Annotated in this window: 19 protein-coding genes, 1 rRNA gene and 1 pseudogene; 11 read left to right on the top strand and 10 right to left on the bottom strand. The window is 63.6% G+C overall.

The window, feature by feature from the left end:
- Positions 1-121 precede the first annotated feature (121 nt).
- Together rrf and BLV15_RS15990 are read left to right on the top strand one after the other, a co-directional pair.
- Positions 122-237, top strand: a 5S ribosomal RNA gene (gene rrf, locus BLV15_RS15985).
- Between the two features lie 258 nt (positions 238-495).
- Positions 496-744: pseudogene (locus BLV15_RS15990) on the top strand (paraquat-inducible protein A); the annotation flags it as partial.
- Between the two features lie 15 nt (positions 745-759).
- Here BLV15_RS15990 and BLV15_RS15995 read toward each other — a convergent pair.
- A complete protein-coding gene (locus tag BLV15_RS15995; protein WP_090230424.1) occupies positions 760-1,839 on the bottom strand; it encodes a patatin-like phospholipase family protein in 1,080 nt (359 codons plus the stop codon).
- Positions 1,840-2,015: 176 nt separating this feature from the next.
- Between BLV15_RS15995 and BLV15_RS16000 the strand changes: the two genes are divergently transcribed.
- From BLV15_RS16000 to BLV15_RS16015, 4 genes are read left to right on the top strand one after another with little or no spacing between them, the layout of a single operon-like run.
- Positions 2,016-2,327 carry a PepSY domain-containing protein gene (locus tag BLV15_RS16000; protein ID WP_090230426.1) on the top strand — a complete coding sequence of 104 codons (312 nt, stop codon included), beginning with the start codon at positions 2,016-2,018 and terminating at the stop codon, positions 2,325-2,327.
- A complete protein-coding gene (locus BLV15_RS16005; protein WP_090230429.1) occupies positions 2,327-2,644 on the top strand; it encodes a PepSY domain-containing protein in 318 nt (105 codons plus the stop codon). The genes BLV15_RS16000 and BLV15_RS16005 overlap by 1 nt, the downstream gene beginning before the upstream one ends.
- Entirely contained in the window at positions 2,644-3,312 is a 669-nt protein-coding gene (locus tag BLV15_RS16010; protein WP_090230431.1) for a response regulator transcription factor, read from the top strand. Before BLV15_RS16005 ends, BLV15_RS16010 begins: the two co-directional genes overlap by 1 nt.
- Positions 3,309-4,643 carry an ATP-binding protein gene (locus BLV15_RS16015; RefSeq protein ID WP_090230434.1) on the top strand — a complete coding sequence of 445 codons (1,335 nt, stop codon included), beginning with the start codon at positions 3,309-3,311 and terminating at the stop codon, positions 4,641-4,643. Before BLV15_RS16010 ends, BLV15_RS16015 begins: the two co-directional genes overlap by 4 nt.
- Positions 4,644-4,710: 67 nt before the next feature.
- Here BLV15_RS16015 and BLV15_RS16020 read toward each other — a convergent pair whose 3' ends face one another.
- From BLV15_RS16020 to BLV15_RS16035, 4 genes are all read right to left on the bottom strand, one after another.
- The gene (locus BLV15_RS16020; protein ID WP_090230437.1) at positions 4,711-5,478 is read right to left on the bottom strand and encodes an SDR family oxidoreductase; all 768 of its coding nucleotides are present in this window, start codon (positions 5,476-5,478) and stop codon (positions 4,711-4,713) included.
- A 23-nt stretch (positions 5,479-5,501) separates the two neighbouring features.
- Complete coding sequence (locus tag BLV15_RS16025; RefSeq protein WP_090230439.1) at positions 5,502-6,569, bottom strand: phosphotransferase family protein; 1,068 nt, start codon at positions 6,567-6,569, stop codon at positions 5,502-5,504.
- Between the two features lie 187 nt (positions 6,570-6,756).
- Entirely contained in the window at positions 6,757-7,071 is a 315-nt protein-coding gene (locus BLV15_RS16030) for an SCP2 sterol-binding domain-containing protein (RefSeq protein WP_090230441.1), read from the bottom strand.
- A gap of 56 nt (positions 7,072-7,127) precedes the next feature.
- A complete protein-coding gene (locus BLV15_RS16035) occupies positions 7,128-7,838 on the bottom strand; it encodes a histidine phosphatase family protein (protein ID WP_090230444.1) in 711 nt (236 codons plus the stop codon).
- A gap of 205 nt (positions 7,839-8,043) precedes the next feature.
- Between BLV15_RS16035 and sohB the strand changes: the two genes are divergently transcribed.
- From sohB to BLV15_RS16050, 3 genes are all read left to right on the top strand, one after another.
- Entirely contained in the window at positions 8,044-9,066 is a 1,023-nt protein-coding gene (sohB, locus tag BLV15_RS16040; protein ID WP_090230446.1) for a protease SohB, read from the top strand.
- 9 nt (positions 9,067-9,075) lie between these two features.
- Complete coding sequence (locus tag BLV15_RS16045) at positions 9,076-10,068, top strand: YhdH/YhfP family quinone oxidoreductase (RefSeq protein WP_090230449.1); 993 nt, start codon at positions 9,076-9,078, stop codon at positions 10,066-10,068.
- A gap of 84 nt (positions 10,069-10,152) precedes the next feature.
- Positions 10,153-10,533, top strand: a complete 381-nt coding sequence (locus BLV15_RS16050; RefSeq protein ID WP_090230451.1) for an oxidoreductase — start codon at positions 10,153-10,155, stop codon at positions 10,531-10,533.
- A gap of 47 nt (positions 10,534-10,580) precedes the next feature.
- On the opposite strand, the gene BLV15_RS16055 is transcribed toward BLV15_RS16050, so the two are convergent.
- The 3 genes from BLV15_RS16055 to BLV15_RS16065 all read right to left on the bottom strand — a co-directional run bounded on the left by BLV15_RS16055 (position 10,581) and on the right by BLV15_RS16065 (position 13,296).
- Entirely contained in the window at positions 10,581-11,081 is a 501-nt protein-coding gene (locus BLV15_RS16055) for a DUF934 domain-containing protein (RefSeq protein WP_090230454.1), read from the bottom strand.
- Positions 11,065-12,723 (bottom strand): nitrite/sulfite reductase, encoded by a 1,659-nt coding sequence (locus BLV15_RS16060; RefSeq protein WP_090230457.1) that lies wholly within the window; start codon positions 12,721-12,723, stop codon positions 11,065-11,067. Before BLV15_RS16060 ends, BLV15_RS16055 begins: the two co-directional genes overlap by 17 nt.
- Before the next feature lie 354 nt (positions 12,724-13,077).
- Positions 13,078-13,296: a DUF2970 domain-containing protein gene (locus BLV15_RS16065; protein WP_090230458.1), complete on the bottom strand. Its 219-nt coding sequence runs from the start codon at positions 13,294-13,296 to the stop codon at positions 13,078-13,080.
- 229 nt (positions 13,297-13,525) lie between these two features.
- Here BLV15_RS16065 and BLV15_RS16070 point away from each other — a divergent pair, with 229 nt between their 5' ends.
- Together BLV15_RS16070 and BLV15_RS16075 are read left to right on the top strand one after the other, a co-directional pair.
- Positions 13,526-14,224, top strand: coding sequence for a substrate-binding periplasmic protein (locus tag BLV15_RS16070; protein WP_175534382.1), 699 nt, complete (start codon positions 13,526-13,528; stop codon positions 14,222-14,224).
- Between the two features lie 187 nt (positions 14,225-14,411).
- The gene (locus tag BLV15_RS16075) at positions 14,412-15,338 is read left to right on the top strand and encodes a ZIP family metal transporter (RefSeq protein WP_090230463.1); all 927 of its coding nucleotides are present in this window, start codon (positions 14,412-14,414) and stop codon (positions 15,336-15,338) included.
- A gap of 16 nt (positions 15,339-15,354) precedes the next feature.
- Here the strand turns inward: BLV15_RS16075 and BLV15_RS16080 are convergent, their stop codons facing one another.
- Entirely contained in the window at positions 15,355-16,275 is a 921-nt protein-coding gene (locus BLV15_RS16080; RefSeq protein WP_090230466.1) for an alpha/beta hydrolase, read from the bottom strand.
- A gap of 74 nt (positions 16,276-16,349) precedes the next feature.
- Entirely contained in the window at positions 16,350-17,390 is a 1,041-nt protein-coding gene (locus tag BLV15_RS16085; protein WP_090230468.1) for an RNA methyltransferase, read from the bottom strand.
- Positions 17,391-17,610 lie beyond the last annotated feature (220 nt).

Below are 17,610 nucleotides of genomic sequence, written 5' to 3' on the forward strand. Positions count from 1 at the left end.
CAACGATGGTGTTAGAAGGTGAAGTCGACATAAGCCGAAAGCTTGTCAGAACTTGCAAACCAACAGATATCACATACCCAATTAGGGGAAGCGACTCAACACCGATTCCCCAACCGAATTGCTTGACGACCATAGAGCGTTGGAACCACCTGATCCCATCCCGAACTCAGTAGTGAAACGACGCATCGCCGATGGTAGTGTGGGGTTTCCCCATGTGAGAGTAGGTCATCGTCAAGCTCCTATCCCCAAACCCCCAATCCGAGTAATCGGGTTGGGGGTTTGGCTTTTGGGGCCCAGAAAACAGGTAATCTATCGGAGCTGCTCCGGCGAAGGGTCGCCGGCAGGGAGAGGGCGTTTCCCACCCTCATGCCTGATTGCCATCACCGGTCCAAACCAAGCGCAGACGCGGCGGTCGAACCGAATGAGTCATCGTCCGACGCCGCACACTGAACAGCGAATTTCCGAAACTGGATGCTGGACTGCCGAGCCTTGCCAATGCCTGATACGGCCGATTCCCGGTCTCTTGCCGAGCGCCCGCTCGACGAACTGATCGCCTGCCACGAGTGCGATCTGCTGATGCTCAAGCCCAACCTGGCGCTGGGGCAGAAGGCGATCTGTCCGCGTTGCGGCTACGAGCTCTACACCCACCGCCACAGCGTCGTGTCGCGCAGCCTGGCACTGGTCCTGGCGGCGCTGCTCCTCTACTTCCCGGCCAACTTCCTGCCGATCATGCGGCTGGATCTGCGCTCACATAACCCATCAAAGCGGCTGGAGTTGCTCGTGGAGTCGTCCGTTTTGCGTCAGTTCCATGAATTCGTCGCCTAGCCTGTCACTTTCTTCCATAGCCTTTCGCCAGTAGCGCTCTCTACCCAGGTCGTCGCCCAGGAAGCGGGTGAAGTCCTTACGGTCCGGCAGCTTGCAGTGGGGAAGACGACCTAGATAATCCTTCGAAGGGGAAACCAGCAGGACGTTTCGAAGGCGTTCGCTGCAGCCCTTTCGCCAGGGAAGCGCCTTATCGAACCAGCCAGGAATGACCTTGTCGGTGAAGTGCGGGTAAAGCACTACACCTTCTCCCGTATAGGGAAGGTCTAGGTGGTAGTCGAGCAGGCCACCGTCTCGATAGGTCCCGGGGCCCAGGCCGGGAATATCTTTCACTCCTTCCATCACCATGGGAATCGAGCCCGATGCCAGTAGTGCCTGGCGCAGGTTGCCGGTGTCCAGCGGCAGGTAGCGTGAGGGAAAGTCGCTGAGCGCGGCCAGCGGGGGTGGCAAGCGACTGTCGTGCAGAATGACGCGCTCGAAATGGCGAGCGAGGCGACGGCGGCCCAGCAGATTGCTGCCGGCCACCGACGACAGGCCAAGGCCGAGGCGGCCTCGGTGATCGGCGGACAGCAGCCCGTTGCTTTTCACCACCACGATGTTCAGCCGATTCAGCGGTGAATTCAGGATGTCTGCATCCTGGCCGGCGAGCAGTTCATCCAGCATGCGGATACAGGCGCGGCTGACTTCGGCCATGCTCACGCCCTTGGCGAAGCGCTGCGATGTGTAAAGCTCGCCCAGTCGACGAATCCCGTCGACTGGGTCGGGCAGGCAGGCACTGGCGAAGCGCCAGGAACCGATCGATGCGCCGATCAGCGACCGTTCCCGCGGCGCACCAGGTAGCCACTCCCCGAACAGGGCGAGATCCAATCCCTGGATACCCAGTGCCTTGGGTCCGCCGGCCGCTCCGGGTAAGATGCCGACGTCCTCGGCGTGCAAACCCCGCTCGCGTATGCGTGTCAGGGCTCGCGCTCCGGCGCGGAGGGAAAGCGCAGGGAATTTGATATGGATGGCGGTCATGCTGGGCTCCGGTTCTAGCGCACGATTATAAGGATTCGTACGGCTCGCCCAAGCAGCCTTCATGGGCCGAATGATGGGGATGTCCTCGCCGGATGCTTCGGTACCTGCGGTTCAGCTTGAGTTAAGCGGCGTTGGATAGTCTGTGCTTGTCCAAACAAAACACAGGAATCCAAAAGATGAATGCCAAGATCACTGCCCTTTTTGCCGCTGCCGCCTTCGCCTCCCTTACCAGCCTGGCGCAGGCCAAGGACCTCGGCCCGGATGAAGCGCTGAAACTGCGTGACGCCGGCACGGTCCAGAATTTCGAGAAGCTGAACCAGGCCGCGTTGGCCAAACACCCAGGTTCGGTGATCGAGGAAACCGAATTGGAAGAGGAATATGGGCGCTATCTGTACAAGGTAGAGCTGCGCGACAAGCAGGGTATCCAGTGGGACCTCGAGCTTGACGCCACCAATGGCCAAGTACTGAAGGATCACCAGGACGATTGATGAAGCGATTTACCCCTTTCTGCTCGGCGCTGTTCGCCTCTTTTGTTCTGGCCCTGGTCGTGCCTGCTTCCGCACGCGACCTGGACCAGGACGAGGCTCTGCGCTTGCGTGAGAAAGGCATCATTCAGCCGCTGGAAACGCTGCTGCAAAACGCCCTGGGACGCCATCCCGGGGCGCGTTTGCTGGAAGCCGAGCTTGAGGAGGAGGACGACGTACTCGTCTATGAGATCGAGCTGCTCACCACCGAGGGCGTGGTGCGCGAGATCGAGCTCGATGCGTCGACGGGCAGGATTCTGAAGGACGAGGAAGACGACTGATGCGCCTGTTGCTGGTGGAGGACAGCGTACCGCTGGCCGACGAACTGATCGCCGATCTCACCGCCAAGGGCTACGCCGTGGATTGGCTGGCGGACGGTCGCGACGCGCTCTATCAAGGGGCGAGCGAGCCCTATGACCTGATCATCCTCGACCTGGGGTTGCCCGGGAAGCCCGGGCTCGAACTGCTCGCCGAGTGGCGCGCAGGGGGGCTGAGCGTACCCGTGCTGATCCTCACTGCCCGCGGTTCCTGGGCCGAGCGCATCGACGGGCTCAAGGCCGGCGCCGACGACTATGTCACCAAACCCTTCCACCCCGAGGAGCTGCAACTGCGTATCCAGGCGCTGCTGCGGCGTTCCCATGGGTTGGCCAATCAGCCGCACCTGGAGGCATCAGGGCTGCAGCTGAACGAATCCGAGCAGACGGTGAGCCTGGAAAATCGCGTCACCGAGCTGACCGCGGGCGAATTCCGCCTATTGCGATACTTCATGCTGCATCCCGGGCAGATTCTTTCGAAAACCCGCCTGGCCGAGCACCTCTATGACGGCGAGACCGAGCGCGATTCGAATGTGCTCGAGGTCCACGTTAACCGGCTTCGCGGCAAGCTCGGCCGCGAGGTGATCGAGACCCGTCGCGGCCAGGGTTATCGCTTCGCCGGTATCAAGGCTTGAGGTCGATTCAGCGGCGTCTTGGACTCGGGCTCGGCGGTGCGCTGCTGGTGGTGGGGCTGCTTCTTGCGCAGACGAGCCTCTGGCTTTTCGAGTCGGGCCTGCGCCGGTACCTGGAAGACAACCTGCGGGACGACAGCGAGGCCCTGCTCGCGGCGCTGGTACGCGGCCAGAATGGCCCGCAACTGGACGAGTCGCGGGTAGGCCCGGCCTTCCAGCAGCCGCTGTCGGGGCACTATTTTCATATCGACGTGGACGGCAAGACCTGGCGCTCGCGATCGCTGTGGGACAGCACGCTCCCGTTGCCGGAGAAGCCGGGCCTGATGGAGGCGTTGGCGAACGGCCCTCAGGCGCAGCAATTGCTGGTCTACCGCGCCGACTACCGGCGGCTCGGGCGCTCGCTGTCGATAACGGTGGCACAGGATTACACGCCGATTCTCGACAGTTTCCGACGCGTCCGTATCGTCGGGCTGGCACTCGGCGCGGGTGCCTTGTTGCTGATCCTGCTGCTGCAACGGCTTACCGTTCGACGCGCGCTGCGGCCGCTCGAGCGCGCCCGAGTACAGATCGCGCAGCTTCAGGATGGCCGCCGCGGCACCCTCGATTCCGATGTCCCCGACGAGCTGGAGCCTCTGGTCAGGCAGATCAACCACTTGCTCGAGCACACCGAACAGACCCTGCAACGCTCGCGCAATGCCCTCGGCAACCTCGGTCACGCGCTGAAAACGCCGCTGGCGGTACTGGTCAGTTTGCTTGCGCGAAGCGAGTTCGATGCCCATCCGGCGTTGCGTCAGACCTTGCGCGAGCAGCTGGAGCAGATTGAGCAGCGCCTGGCTCGTGAGCTGGGCCGCGCGCGGCTGGCCGGCGAGGTCCTGCCGGGCGCGCAATTCGTCTGCGCCCGGGAGCTACCCGCGCTTTTCGCGACCCTGCAGATGATTCACGGTCAGGCGTGCGTTCTGAGCTGGGAGGCCGAGCCCCACCTGAGCATTCAGCGTGATCGCGAGGACGTGCTGGAGTTGCTGGGCAATCTGCTGGACAACGCCTGCAAATGGGCCGATTCGAAGGTGCGCCTGCAGGTGCTCGAAGCGCGCGGCGGGATCGTCCTGCTGATCGATGATGACGGCCCCGGAATCGAGACGAGCCGCCGTGACGACGTGTTGGGGCGAGGGGTTCGACTCGACGAGCAGGTCAGCGGCCATGGCCTTGGCCTGAGCATCGTCCGCGATATCGTGGAGGCGTGGCGGGGGCATGTCGATCTGCTCGATAGCCCGCTGGGCGGGTTGCGCGTGAGTATCCGGCTACCTGCGTCGGCCGGCGGGGCTGGCCCTTCCTGAGCCAGAATGCAATCCGCCCGGCGCGCGATGCGGACCGGGCGGATTCGACATCCGGGTTACGGCAGGATCAGGAGAGGAAGCCACCGTCGACGTTCAGCGCCACGCCGGTGGTGTAGCTGGACGCGTCGCTGGCGAGGTAGAGCACGGTGCCGGCCATTTCGCTCGGGTCGGCGACGCGCTTGAGCGGGATGCGTTGCAACGCCATCTTCAGGATGCTGTCGTTCTTGGTCAGCGCGGAGGCGAACTTGGTATCGGTAAGGCCCGGCAGCAGGGCGTTGCAGCGGATACCGAACTGCGCGCATTCCTTGGCGAATACCTTGGTCATGCTGATCACCGCCGCTTTGGTCACCGAGTAGATGCCCTGGAACTCGCCCGGCGAAACGCCATTGATCGAGGCGACGTTGATGATGCTGCCGCCGCCGTTTTCCTTCATCAGCTTGCCGCCTTCGATGGACATGAAGTAGTAGCCGCGGATGTTCACGTCGACGGTCTTCTGGAAGGCCGAAAGGTCGGTGTCCAGCACGTTGCAGAACTGCGGGTTGGTGGCGGCGTTGTTGACCAGGATGTCCAGGCGCCCGAACTGTTCGCGAATCTGCGCGAACACGCTCTGGATCTGTTCCATTTCGCCGATGTGGCAGGCGATGGCGGTGGCTTTGCCCCCTTCGGCGGTGATCGCGTCGGCCACGGCCTGGCAGCCGTCGATCTTGCGGCTCGACACGATGACATGGGCGCCTTGCTGGGCGAGCAGTTTGGCGATCGCTTCGCCGATACCGCGGCTGGCGCCGGAGACGAAGGCGATCTTGCCGTCGAGGTCGAACAGGTGCGTCTTGGACATGGGGTTCCCCTTGTTATTGGTCGTTAGAGCCGAGACTTGCCGATGACTTGCAGGCTCATGTGCTCAAGCAGTTTGTTCATCTGGACGAACTGGGCGAAGCGCTTGTCCTGCGTCTGGCCGTGGTAGAAGCGGTAGTAGATCTGCTGGACAATGCCGGCCAGGCGGAACAGGCCGTAGGTGTAGTAGAAATCGAAGCTGGGTATGTCGATGCCGGCACGTTCGGCGTAGTAGTCGACGAACTCCTGGCGCGTCAGCATGCCCGGCGCGTTGCTCGGCTGGCGGCGCATCAGCTGGACCGGCGCCGGGTCGCCGGCCTCGATCCAGTAAGCGAGGGTGTTGCCCAGGTCCATCAGCGGATCGCCGATGGTGGTCAGCTCCCAGTCGAGTACGCCGATGATGCGCATCGGATCGTTCGGGTCGAGGATCACGTTGTCGAAGCGGTAGTCGTTGTGGACGATGCCCGGCTTGGGATGATCGGCCGGCATCTTGTCCTTCAGCCAGGCCTTCACCGGCTCCCAGCTCGGCGCATCGGGCGTCAGCGCCTTCTCGTAGCGATCGCTCCAACCGCCGATCTGGCGTTGTACGTAGCCTTCCGGTTTGCCGAGATCGCCGAGGCCGCAGGCCTGATAGTCGACGTTATGCAGGTCGACCAGCTTGTCGATGAAGCTCTTGCATAGCGCACGGGTGCGGGTTTCGTCGAGGTTGAGTTCGGCCGGCAGGTCGGCGCGCAGGATGATTCCCTTTACCCGCTCCATCACATAGAACTCGGCGCCGATGACCGACTCGTCGACGCAGTGCACGTAGGCTTTCGGGCAGTAGGGGAAATCGTCCCGCAGCAGATTGAGGATGCGGAATTCGCGTCCCATGTCGTGCGCGGACTTCGCCTTGTGCCCGAACGGCGGCCGGCGCAGGACGAACTCCTGGCCGGGGTACTCCAGCAGATAGGTGAGGTTGGAGGCGCCGCCGGGGAACTGGCTGATGCGGGGCGTTCCATCCAGCCCGGGGATTTGCGTCTTGAGATAGGCGTCGATGGCGGCGGCGTCGAGTTCCTCGCCATCGCGGATGCCGGTGGATTGATCAGTCAGCGTCATGTTTATCCCTTCTACTTATGATCGGCGCCTTTGATTATTGGACAATCTAATGCGCTTGCCGAAGCCTTCACAAGGCATGCAGGCCGTTATAGACCAGCGTGTTGCCGGCTGATCAGGTTGCCTGATCGCCGTCCGGGCAATAAAAAACCGGAGTGAATGACTCCGGTTTTTTCGCTGCCTGGGTCGATCAGACCGGGAACAGTTCGCTCAGCTTCATGGCCAGCATCATGTCGCCTTCGGCGCGCAGTTTGCCGCCCATGAAAGCCTGCATGCCGTCGGTTTCGCCGCTGGTGATGCCCTGCAGGGTCTCGGTGTCCATGATCAGGGTGACGTTCGGTGCGTCGGCGTCGCCCTTCTGCACGTCGCAGGTGCCATCCTTGACGACCAGATAGTGGTTTTCGCCATCTTCGATGTTGAACTGGAAGACCAGATCCAGGCCGGCAGCCGCGCCAGCGTTGAACTTGGATTTCATGGTTTGGATGATGTCTGCGGAATTGCTCATGGTTTCGTTCCTTTGTTATGGATGATGACGGCCACGCAGGGCCGATTGGCCGGCGCTCAGCGGTAGGTGATGAGCTCCGGCGCCTTCAACAGTTCCAGGTGCGCGTGACTGTTGAAGGAAGCCAGTGACACTTCGTTGCCCCGAAACCGCAGGTGGCTGAGCGAGGTGTTGACGATCTGCCAGTTGAGTTCGAATGCCTTGACCGCCGGAACCCCGATGATCAATTGCAGCAGGGCGCTGATGGTGCCGCCGGAGGTGAACACGACGATGCGGTCTCTCGGCCCGGCGCTGCTCAGCAGCCGCTCGAGCCCGCTGCGCGCCTGGTCGAGGAAGGACTGCCAGCTTTGCAGGCCTTCGCGTTCGTGCTCGCCGGAAATCCAGCGGCCGATGATCAGCGAGAACAGGCGCTGGAATTCGGCGCGGTGCTCGGCGGCGTTGCGCATGATGTGCAGCGCGTCGGGCTCTTCGGCGAGGATGTCCGGCAGGTGTGCGCGGATCACCTCGTCGGCCTTGAACTCATTGAAGGCCGCGTCGGTTTCCAGTTCGGGAATCGTCAGCCCGGCATCGCGCATGCGGGCGACCGCGGTCGCACCGGTATGCTGCTGGCGGCGCAGGTCGCCGCTCAGGCAGCGGTCGAAGGTGATGCCGACACGCGCCAGGTGGTCGCCCAGCACTTCGGCCTGACGCACGCCGGTGGCGGACAGCACGTCGTAGTCGTCGGCACCGAACGAAGCCTGGCCATGTCGAATCAGATAGATGCTGCCCACGTCCGCTTTCATCCCGGTACGCTGAAGTTTCGCGAGAGTAGGGGGATCGGCGGCGCACTGTCAACGAAAAAACATACGCTTGTTTGAATGCCGGCGACGAGCAGTCGAGTTGGCTTGCCGGTGGCTACCCACGGGCCGCGGCCGGTATGCTTGGGAAAGAACAGGTCGTCGGCACTGGCCGGCGCATAGCGATGAAGGAGTCGATGTGGAGTTTCTGGCGGATTACGCAAGCTTTCTGGCCAAGACGCTGACCGTGGTGCTGGCGATCCTGGTGGTGCTGCTCACCATCGCCGCGCTGCGAGGCCGAGGACGCAACCGCAGCAGCGGTCAGCTCAACGTGCACAAGCTGAATGATTTCTACAAGGGCCTGCGCGACCGGCTGGAGCAGTCGGTGATCGACAAGGACCGCCTGAAGAGCCAGCGCAAGGCAGAAGCCAAGGCGGAAAAACTGGCGAAGAAGGCTGCAGAACCTAAGCCGCGCGTCTATGTGCTGGATTTCGACGGCGACATCAAGGCCTCCGCCGTGGAGAACCTGCGCCACGAGGTGACGGCGCTGCTGACGCTGGCTACGCCCAAGGATGAGGTGGTGTTGCGCCTGGAGAGCGGCGGCGGCATGGTTCACAGCTACGGGCTGGCGTCTTCGCAGCTGGCGCGAATCCGCCAGGCCGGCGTTCCGCTGACCGTCTGCGTTGACAAGGTCGCGGCCAGCGGCGGCTACATGATGGCCTGCATCGGCGAGAAGATCATCTCCGCGCCCTTCGCCATCCTTGGTTCGATCGGCGTGGTTGCGCAGTTGCCGAACGTCCATCGGCTGCTGAAGAAACATGATGTCGATTTCGAAGTGCTTACCGCAGGCGAGTTCAAGCGCACCCTGACCGTGTTCGGCGAGAACACCGAGAAGGGCCGGGAGAAATTCCAGGAGGACCTTGAAACCACCCACGAGCTGTTCAAGAACTTCGTCGCGCGCTACCGCCCGCAGCTGGCGATCGACGAGATCGCCACGGGAGAGGTCTGGCTCGGCATGGCCGCGTTGGGCAAGCAACTGGTCGACGAGTTGAAGACCAGCGACGAGTACCTGGCCGAACGCGCCAAGGATGCCGACCTGTTTCATCTGCACTACGCGGAGAAGAAGAGCCTTCAGGAGCGCTTCGGCATGGCCGCCAGCGTTGCCGTCGACCGCGTGCTGCTGAACTGGTGGAGCCGGCTCAACCAACAACGATTCTGGTAGGAGGACAAGATGAGCACATTCAAGGCGTTACAGGTCAGCGAGGGCCAGGACGGGGCATTCGTGCAGCGGGTGGTGGAGCGCGATGTCGCCGACCTGCCCGCCGGCGATGTGCTGGTCCGCGTTCGCTATTCGTCGCTCAACTTCAAGGACGCGCTGTCCGCCAGCGGCAATCGCGGCGTCACCAAACAGTTTCCGCACACGCCGGGCATCGACGCGGCCGGCACGGTGGTCGAGTCCGCCGTCGGTGAGTTCGCCGTCGGTGACGAGGTGATCGTCACCGGCTACGACCTGGGCATGAACACCGCTGGCGGCTTCGGCCAGTACATCCGCGTACCGGCGCCCTGGCTGATCAAGCGTCCACAGGGGCTGAGCCTGCGCGAGGCGATGGTGCTGGGCACAGCCGGGCTGACGGCGGCGCTCTGTGTGGACAAACTCGAGAGCGCCGGGCTGGATCCCCAGGCCGGTCCGGTTCTGGTTACCGGTGCCAGCGGCGGCGTCGGCAGCGTCGCCGTGGCTCTGCTCTCCAGCCTCGGCTACACGGTGGCGGCGGCCACTGGCAAAGCGGAGCAGGCGGATTACCTGCGCAGCCTGGGCGCCACGCAGATCGTCACCCGCGAGGCGCTCCAGGAGGGCCTGGAAAAACCCATGCTCAAGGAGCAGTGGGCGGGAGCGGTGGATACCGTCGGCGGCGACATCCTGTTCAACGTGGTCAAGTCGCTGCGCTACGGTGGCAGCGTCGCCTGTTGCGGGCTGACGGCGGGCGTGGGGTTCAAGGCCAACGTCATGCCGTTCATCCTGCGCGGTGTGAACCTGCTGGGCGTCGATTCGGTGGAGCTGCCGCTGGTGGTCAAGGCGTCCATGTGGGACAAGCTCTCGCTGCAATGGAAGTTGGCCAACCTGGACGAATTGAGCCGTGAAATCAGCCTCGACGCATTGCCCGAAGCGATCGTGGCGATTCTCGCCGGAAAGCAGGTCGGTCGCCTGCTGGTCAATCTCGGCTGAGCCGCCGATTCATTGGCCGGCATCAACTTGGCCGGCCCGCCGAACTGGCACAGTGCTGCCCTCACTTAGCTGCCTGGGGGCATCATGAAAGAATTCCGCATTGCGCTGATCGGCGCGGGTGAAACCGGCACGCCGCTGCTCGAACAACTTCTCGCCGCACCGTTCGTGAAGATGCTTGGTGTGGCCGATATCGATGTGCAGAGCCCTGGCATGATCCTGGCGCGCCAGCATGGCGTGCACGTCACCACCGATTTCACCGAGCTGGCCGCGATTGGCGAGGAACTGGATATCCTCATCGACGTGACCGGGAAGCCGGAAGTCCGCGAGCTGCTGCGCAAGCAGATGATCGACAGCGGCAACCGCCACACCCTGATCATGCATGAGCTGATCAGCCTGCTGATGCTTTCGCTGTCGGCGGGCAAGCTGGTGGAGAGCAAGCACGTGGCGCTGGACTACCACGCCTGACCCTTCCCCCGCACAAGAAAAAGCCCCGCTCTGCGGGGCTTTTTCATTCATGCCTGGCGGCGTCGGAACAGCGGTAGAGGCTGGTCGGCGGATGCCTGGTAGACCTCGGAGAAGTCATCCAGACCCTTGAGGGCATCGAAGGGGTCCTTGTCTTCACGCACGGCGAAGGCGTCGAAACCGCAACGCTTGAGCGCGAACATCTGGTCGCGCAGCACATCGCCGATAGCGCGCACTTCGCCCTTGTAGCCGTAGCGGGTGCGCAGCATGTAGGCGGTAGAGGAGTGCCGGCCATCGGTGAACGCCGGGAAATTCAGGGCGATCACCTGGAAGTGCTCCAGCTGGTCGGCGATTTCCTCGATTTCCTCACCGGCTTCCAGCCACACGCCCAGCCCGCCGTCGCGCGCCTTGAGGGCGTGGGCGTGCTCGCGCCACAGCGAAAGCGGAACGATCAGGTCGTCGCAGTTGGGCATGCCGTCGAGCGTGGCATCCTTGCCGAGCAGGTGCCACGTCTCGTTGACGACCTTGCCGTCCTTAATGATTCGTTGCATATACACGCTCCTTGAACGGGTCGATGCCCACGCGGCGGAAGGTGTCGAGGAAGCTCTCGTCTTCGCCGCGTTTTTCCACGTAGACGTTGATCAGCTTGTCGATCACGTCGGCCATGTCGTCCTGGGCGAAGGATGGACCGAGGATCTGCGCCAGGCTGGCGTCGCGACCCGAGCTGCCGCCGAGGGATACCTGGTAGAACTCCTGGCCCTTCTTGTCGACGCCGAGAATGCCGATGTGGCCGACGTGGTGGTGGCCGCAGGCGTTCATGCAGCCCGAGATGTTCAGGTCGATGTTGCCCAGGTCGAAGAGGTAGTCGAGATCGTCGAAACGGCGCTGGATGGCTTCGGCGATCGGAATCGACTTGGCGTTGGCCAGCGAACAGAAATCGCCACCCGGGCAGCAGATGATATCGGTCAGCAAGCCCACGTTCGGGGTGGCGAAACCGTGCTCGCGCAGTTCGCCCCACAGGGTGAACAGCTGACGCTGCTCGACGTCGGCGAGGATGATGTTCTGGTTATGGCTGTTGCGCACTTCGCCGAAGCTGTACCGATCGGCGAGGTCGGCGATGGCATCGAACTGCTTGTCTGTCACGTCGCCGGGCGCCACGCCGGTGGGCTTGAGCGACAGGGTCACCGCGCAGTAGCCGGGCTTCTTGTGCGGGAAGACGTTACGCGAGCGCCAGCGGGCGAAGCCGGGATGCTCGGCGTCCAGTTGCGCGAGCGCCGCATCCTGGTCTTCAAGGGCCTGGTAGGCCGGGTCGACGAAGCAACTGGCGACGCGTTGCAGCTCGGCCTCGGTCAGAGTCGTCGGGCCGTCTTTCAGGTGCTCCCATTCGGCGTTCACGCGCTCGGCGAATACCTCGGGGGTCAGTGCCTTGACCAGAATCTTGATCCGCGCCTTGTACTTGTTATCGCGACGGCCATAGCGGTTGTACACGCGCAGGATGGCGTCGAGATAGCTGAGCAGGTGTTTCCACGGCAGGAACTCGTTGATGAAGCTGCCGATCACCGGGGTACGGCCGAGGCCACCGCCGACGGAAACGCGGAAGCCCAGTTCGCCCTCGGCGTTCTTCACCGCTTCCAGGCCGATGTCGTGCACTTCGATGGCGGCGCGATCACTGGTGGAACCGTTCACCGCGATCTTGAACTTGCGCGGCAGGTGCGAGAACTCGGGGTGGAAGGTCGACCACTGGCGAATGATTTCGCACCAGGGGCGCGGATCGACCAGTTCATCCTTGGCTACGCCAGCGAACTGATCGGTGGTGGTGTTGCGGATGCAGTTGCCGCTGGTCTGAATCGCGTGCATCTGCACGGTCGCCAGCTCGGCGAGGATATCCGGTATGTCTTCCAGCTCCGGCCAGTTGAACTGCACGTTCTGCCGGGTACTGATGTGGGCGTAGCCCTTGTCGTAGTCGCGAGCGATCTTCGCCAGCATGCGAACCTGGCGAGAGGAGAGCAGACCATAGGGCACGGCGACACGCAGCATGGGCGCGAAACGCTGAATGTAGAGGCCGTTCTGCAGGCGCAGTGGGCGGAACTCTTCACCGGACAGTTCGCCGGCAAGGTAGCGGCGGGTCTGATCGCGGAACTGCTTTACGCGGTCCTCGACGATTTTTTGATCGTACTCGTCGTATACGTACATATAAGGTGGGTCCTGTTTTCAGGCTGTTCTACAGCTGCTAGCGCGCACGGTCGCGCTCTCCAGAACGGAGCCGCGGAAAGATACCAGCAAGCAGATATGCGCAAAAGTGCTGTTTAGGCATATCGAAAGAACGGCTAATGCTAAGCGCTGCGTGTTGCGTCGCCTTGAGAGACGCTGTCACATCGACTTAACTACTGCTGTGCCGTCCACAACAATAAGGAGAACGGAATGAGCGAGCCGTCCGAACACCCTGAAAGCCGCGACAGCATCGTCGATGCCTGGGCGATCTTCATCCTGATCGTCATCGCGGTGAGCACTGCAGTCTTCTGGGTAAGCCATCAGTAGCCACGCCTGCTATACGCCAGCGATGCTGAGTACCAGTTTGACCACGCCGAGTACCAGAACCACGAAGAGCAGCGTGAAAAGCACGCCGAGTGCGATGAAATGCACCGGTTTGCCGCGGCTGAAATCGCGCGCGCGGTTTTTCCCGCTCTGCACGCCGAGTGCCGCAGCCAGCACGCTGCCGAGCATTTCGCGAAACGTCAGGGGTTTGTCGTCCGGTTCGTCTGTCATGTCTTGTTCCTTTTTTTCGTACAGTCTAGTTGCGGCTTTCGCGACGCCACGGTCTACTCGATCACTGGTGCTGACGTGGTTCATTGTCCGAGAGCTTTTTTCCAGGCGTGCTGATAGAGGTGGGGGTGGCATGCAGCCGAAGCCGTCGAGCAGGGCTGTCTCGCGACGTTTTCGTGCGCTCTGTGGCGCGTTGATTCTGGCTACTGGCGCGGCCGCTCGCGGGGAGCCGGTGAACGTCTATATCGGTCACGGGCAGATGCCGTTCGCGGACAGCGGGCCGGACCAGGTCGGGCTGTTCGGCGAGGTGATGGGCGAACTCTGTGCGCGCCTGACGCTGGAGTGCCGCATTCGCGACGTGCCCTGGAAGCGCGTGCAGCACGACGTCGCCGAGGACCCGCGAGGCATCGTGTTGAACCTGGGGCGCACGCCCGAGCGTGAGGGAAACTTCATCTGGCTGGTCGACGTGGTGCCCACCTCGTACGTGCTGGTGAGCGTCGAGCAGTCGTTCGACAGCCTGGACCAGGCGCTGCGGGCCGGGCCGGTCGTCGTCATGGGGGGGACGCCGCGCGCCGAGGAGGTGCATGCCCACAGTGCCGGCGCGCAGCGCGTGGTCGAGGTCACCGATCCGGAGATGGCCGCCCGCATGCTCGCCAGCCGGCGAGTGGTCGCCTGGTACGAGATCGACCTGCGCTCGCTTTACCTGTGGAAGCGCCTGGGCCTCAACCATCAGCCGATGCATATCGGCAAGCCGATCTCGTCGACCGACAGCTACATCGCCGCCAGCCCGAAGTTTCGCGGTGCCCAGGCGCTGAAGGCACGGATGAACAAGGCCTTCGAAGCCATGAAGCACGATGGCAGTTGGCGACGGATGCTGGCGGGCTACCTGGACGAACGCAAGGTCGAGGAGCTTCTGCAGGCCGAACTCTGAAAAGGCGCATTCGCCCGGCGGTTTGCAACTTCTTGCTGCTCTGGCGATCCCGTCGCTCGTCGAGCCGATCACCTTCATATCGCCTTGGGCAGGGCACGCCGACGCCCGTCGCTGGTCAATAACCTCTATGAGCCCAGCGGCCCTTTCCTGCGTCCGCTGCCAGACGACCGACCAGTGAAGCCAGCCGATGCAGACGACACAAGAACAGTACGCCAATTTCCGCGCGGCCTGGGTTGCCCAGGCGCAGGCGAATCCCTGGGTGACCGTGGGCCTGGTGCTCGCCTTGCTGGCGCTGCTCGGGCTGATTCTCAGCGCCGGGTTGAGCGCCTTCGAGGAAAACCCGGAGCGCCTGCGTTATGCGCTGTACGGCGGGTTCGCAGGGTTCGCCGCCACCGCGGTCGGTGCGTTGCTGGCGGTCGGTTTGCGCAACATTTCCTCTCGCCTGCAGGACGTGATGCTGGGCTTCGCCGCCGGGATGATGCTCGCCGCCAGCTCGTTCTCGCTGATCCTGCCGGGGCTCGACGCCGCCCGGGAAATCACCGGCAACGACGTGCTGGCGGCCTGCACCGTGGTGCTCGGCCTGGGCCTGGGCACCCTGCTGATGGTCGGCCTGGACCGTTTCACCCCGCATGAGCACGAAATCGGCGGGCGCCACGGTCCGGAAAGCCAGCGGATCAATCGGGTCTGGCTGTTCGTCTTCGCCATCACGCTGCACAACCTGCCGGAGGGCATGGCCATCGGCGTAGGCTTCGCCGGTGGCGATCTCACCGTCGGCATTCCACTGGCTACCGCGATCTCGCTGCAGGACATTCCAGAAGGCCTGGCGGTGGCGATGGCGCTGCGCACCACCGGCCTGTCGGCGCTGAGTGCGGCGCTGATCGCCGTCGCCACCGGGTTGATGGAGCCACTGGGTTCGCTGCTCGGCGTCGGCATCTCCAGCGGCTACGCCATCGCCTATCCCACCAGCATGGGACTGGCCGCCGGGGCGATGATCTTCGTCGTCAGCCACGAGATCATTCCGGAAACCCACCGCAACGGACATCAGAGCGCCGCGACCATGGGGCTGATGGGCGGTTTCGCGGCGATGATGTTCCTCGACACGGCCCTCGGTTAGAGGCGCCGCAAGCGTCTCAGTGCAGGCCGAGCCCGGCGAGGAAGTCGTCGACATCGGCGGTGTAGCCGGCGTCGGCACCGAGCAGTTCATTGATCTGCCGGTGCGAGTAATCCTTGCGTATCACCCTGGTTTTCACCCCGAGTCGGTCGGTCTTGGCGGTGAACATGTCCACCTGGGCGCAGGAGTCGTCGCGTCGGGTCGAACAGACAGCGAGCAGCGGATGCATCGCCGCCGTCACCGCGTAAAACGGTGACGCCGACTTCCACAGCGCCTTGTCCTTGCCGAATGCGCGGTCGTAGAGCGGCAGATGTCGGGACTGCATGATCGTCTCTATGTCATAGACGGCGCTGTCCAGCGCGACGGTTCCGAGCCACGGCCTGGGCACCACGCCGGCGCTCAACGTCCCATCGGTGGCCAGCAGGGTAACGAGATGCGCGCCGGCCGAATGGCCCATCAACACCACCTTGGCAGGATCGCCGCCCCAGCTGGCGGCCTGGCTTTGCACCGCCGCCAGAGCGCGGGCTACATCGCGGGCCTGCTCGATCGGATCGGCATCCGGGAGCAGCCGGTAGTTGGTGGAAACGAAGATGTAGCCCTTGGCCAGGTAATGCGCGGCCTTGTTGTCGACCACCGGGCTGTTGCGTTTGTCGCCCTCCGACCAGCCGCCACCGTGAACCATCAGGATCAGTGGGGCCGATTGCGCATGCGGCGGCAGATAGACGTCGAAGCGTTGCAGGGGGGCGGTACCGTAGCTCAGGTCCCGCCGGACCTGGCTACCGGCGGGCAATGACGCACGCACGGTGGATTCGTTCTTCTCTGCCCGAGCGGCCTGGCGGGCCTCTATCGCGTCGCGGAGCGGTCCGGCCTGGGCGACGCTGCCGGCGAGCGCAGCGATCAGGAACGCATGGACGAGGTGTTTTCCAACAGGCGAGGGCATGGCGACTCTCCGACGGGGGAAAGACGCGATGCTAGCCGATGGCTGCGCCCGGGCGATAGACGGTCGTGATGGCCTCAGCCCGGTCGCCGTTGCAGCCTACGCGTATTGACCACATCTACCGCGCGGGCGCGCAACTGGCCGCAGCCACCCTCGATGTCCTGACCGGCCGAATTGCGCACCTTGGTCAGTACGCCGCGGCTGTGGAGGTAGCGCACGATCTCGACGATGCGCGCGCCGGCCGGGCGCTGGTACTCGTCGTCCTCCAGGCTGTTGTAGGGAATCAGGTTCATCACCGCGTACTTGCCCCTGAGCAGGCGCAGGATGCCGTCGAGTTCTTCCTGGCTGTCGTTGATCCCGTCGAGCAGCGTCCACTGGTACTGGATCGGAAACCCCACCGTGCGGGCGTAGGTTTCGCCCAGCTCGACCAGCTCGTCGGGATCGATGCGCGGCGCGCGCGGCAGCAGGCGCTGGCGCAACGCGGCGTCGGTACTGTGCAGCGAGAGGGCCAGGGCGGGCTTGACCCGCTGCTGCGGCAGGCGCTCGAACACCCGCGGGTCGCCGACCGTGGAGAAGACCAGATTCTTGTGGCCGATGCCGCCGTCGGTGCCGAGCAGGTCGATGGCGTCGAGCACGTTGTCCAGGTTGTGCGCCGGCTCGCCCATGCCCATGAACACGACCTTCTTCACCGGGCGAAAACGTCGGGCGAGGGCGACCTGGGCAACGATTTCCGCGCTGCCCAACTGGCGCAGAAGACCGCTCTTGCCGGTCATGCAGAACACGCAGCCCACCGCGCAGCCGACCTGGCTCGACACGCAGAGACCATCGCGCGGCAGCAGCACGCTTTCCACCATCTGCCCATCGGCCAGCGCCACCAGCAACCGCGCGGAGCCGTCAGCGGCAGGATGTTCGGAGCGCAACCGAGCCAGCCCGGCAACCTCACCGGCGAGCGCCGCCAGCCCCTCGCGGACGCTCAGAGGCAGGAAATCCTGGGCCTGCTGGTGGCGGGTGCCGCTGTCCAGAGGCAGACCCTTCAGCCAGGCACGGCTGATCCGGCCGATGTGCACGGGCTTGGCGCCGAGGTCGGCGAGGCGCTGGTGAATGTCTTGGATACGCATGGGGCGCGAATCCTACCATTGGCGTGGATACAGGCGAAGGTGGCCGCTACGGGCGGCTCTGTCGCAAATCCGACATTGGCCACCCATTCAAAGGCTGTCACTGTGCGGTTTCCGACAAGGGTTTTTAGCCTGTAGCAAAAATCCTTTTGGATCATGTGGTTAGAGGACTCTCAGAGGCTGGCCCGGTTTCTGCTCTGGCGTGTACCAGCGCCCGGCATTC

Origin of the sequence: Pseudomonas kuykendallii (genome assembly GCF_900106975.1) — a bacterium.
GTDB lineage: Bacteria > Pseudomonadota > Gammaproteobacteria > Pseudomonadales > Pseudomonadaceae > Pseudomonas_O > Pseudomonas_O kuykendallii.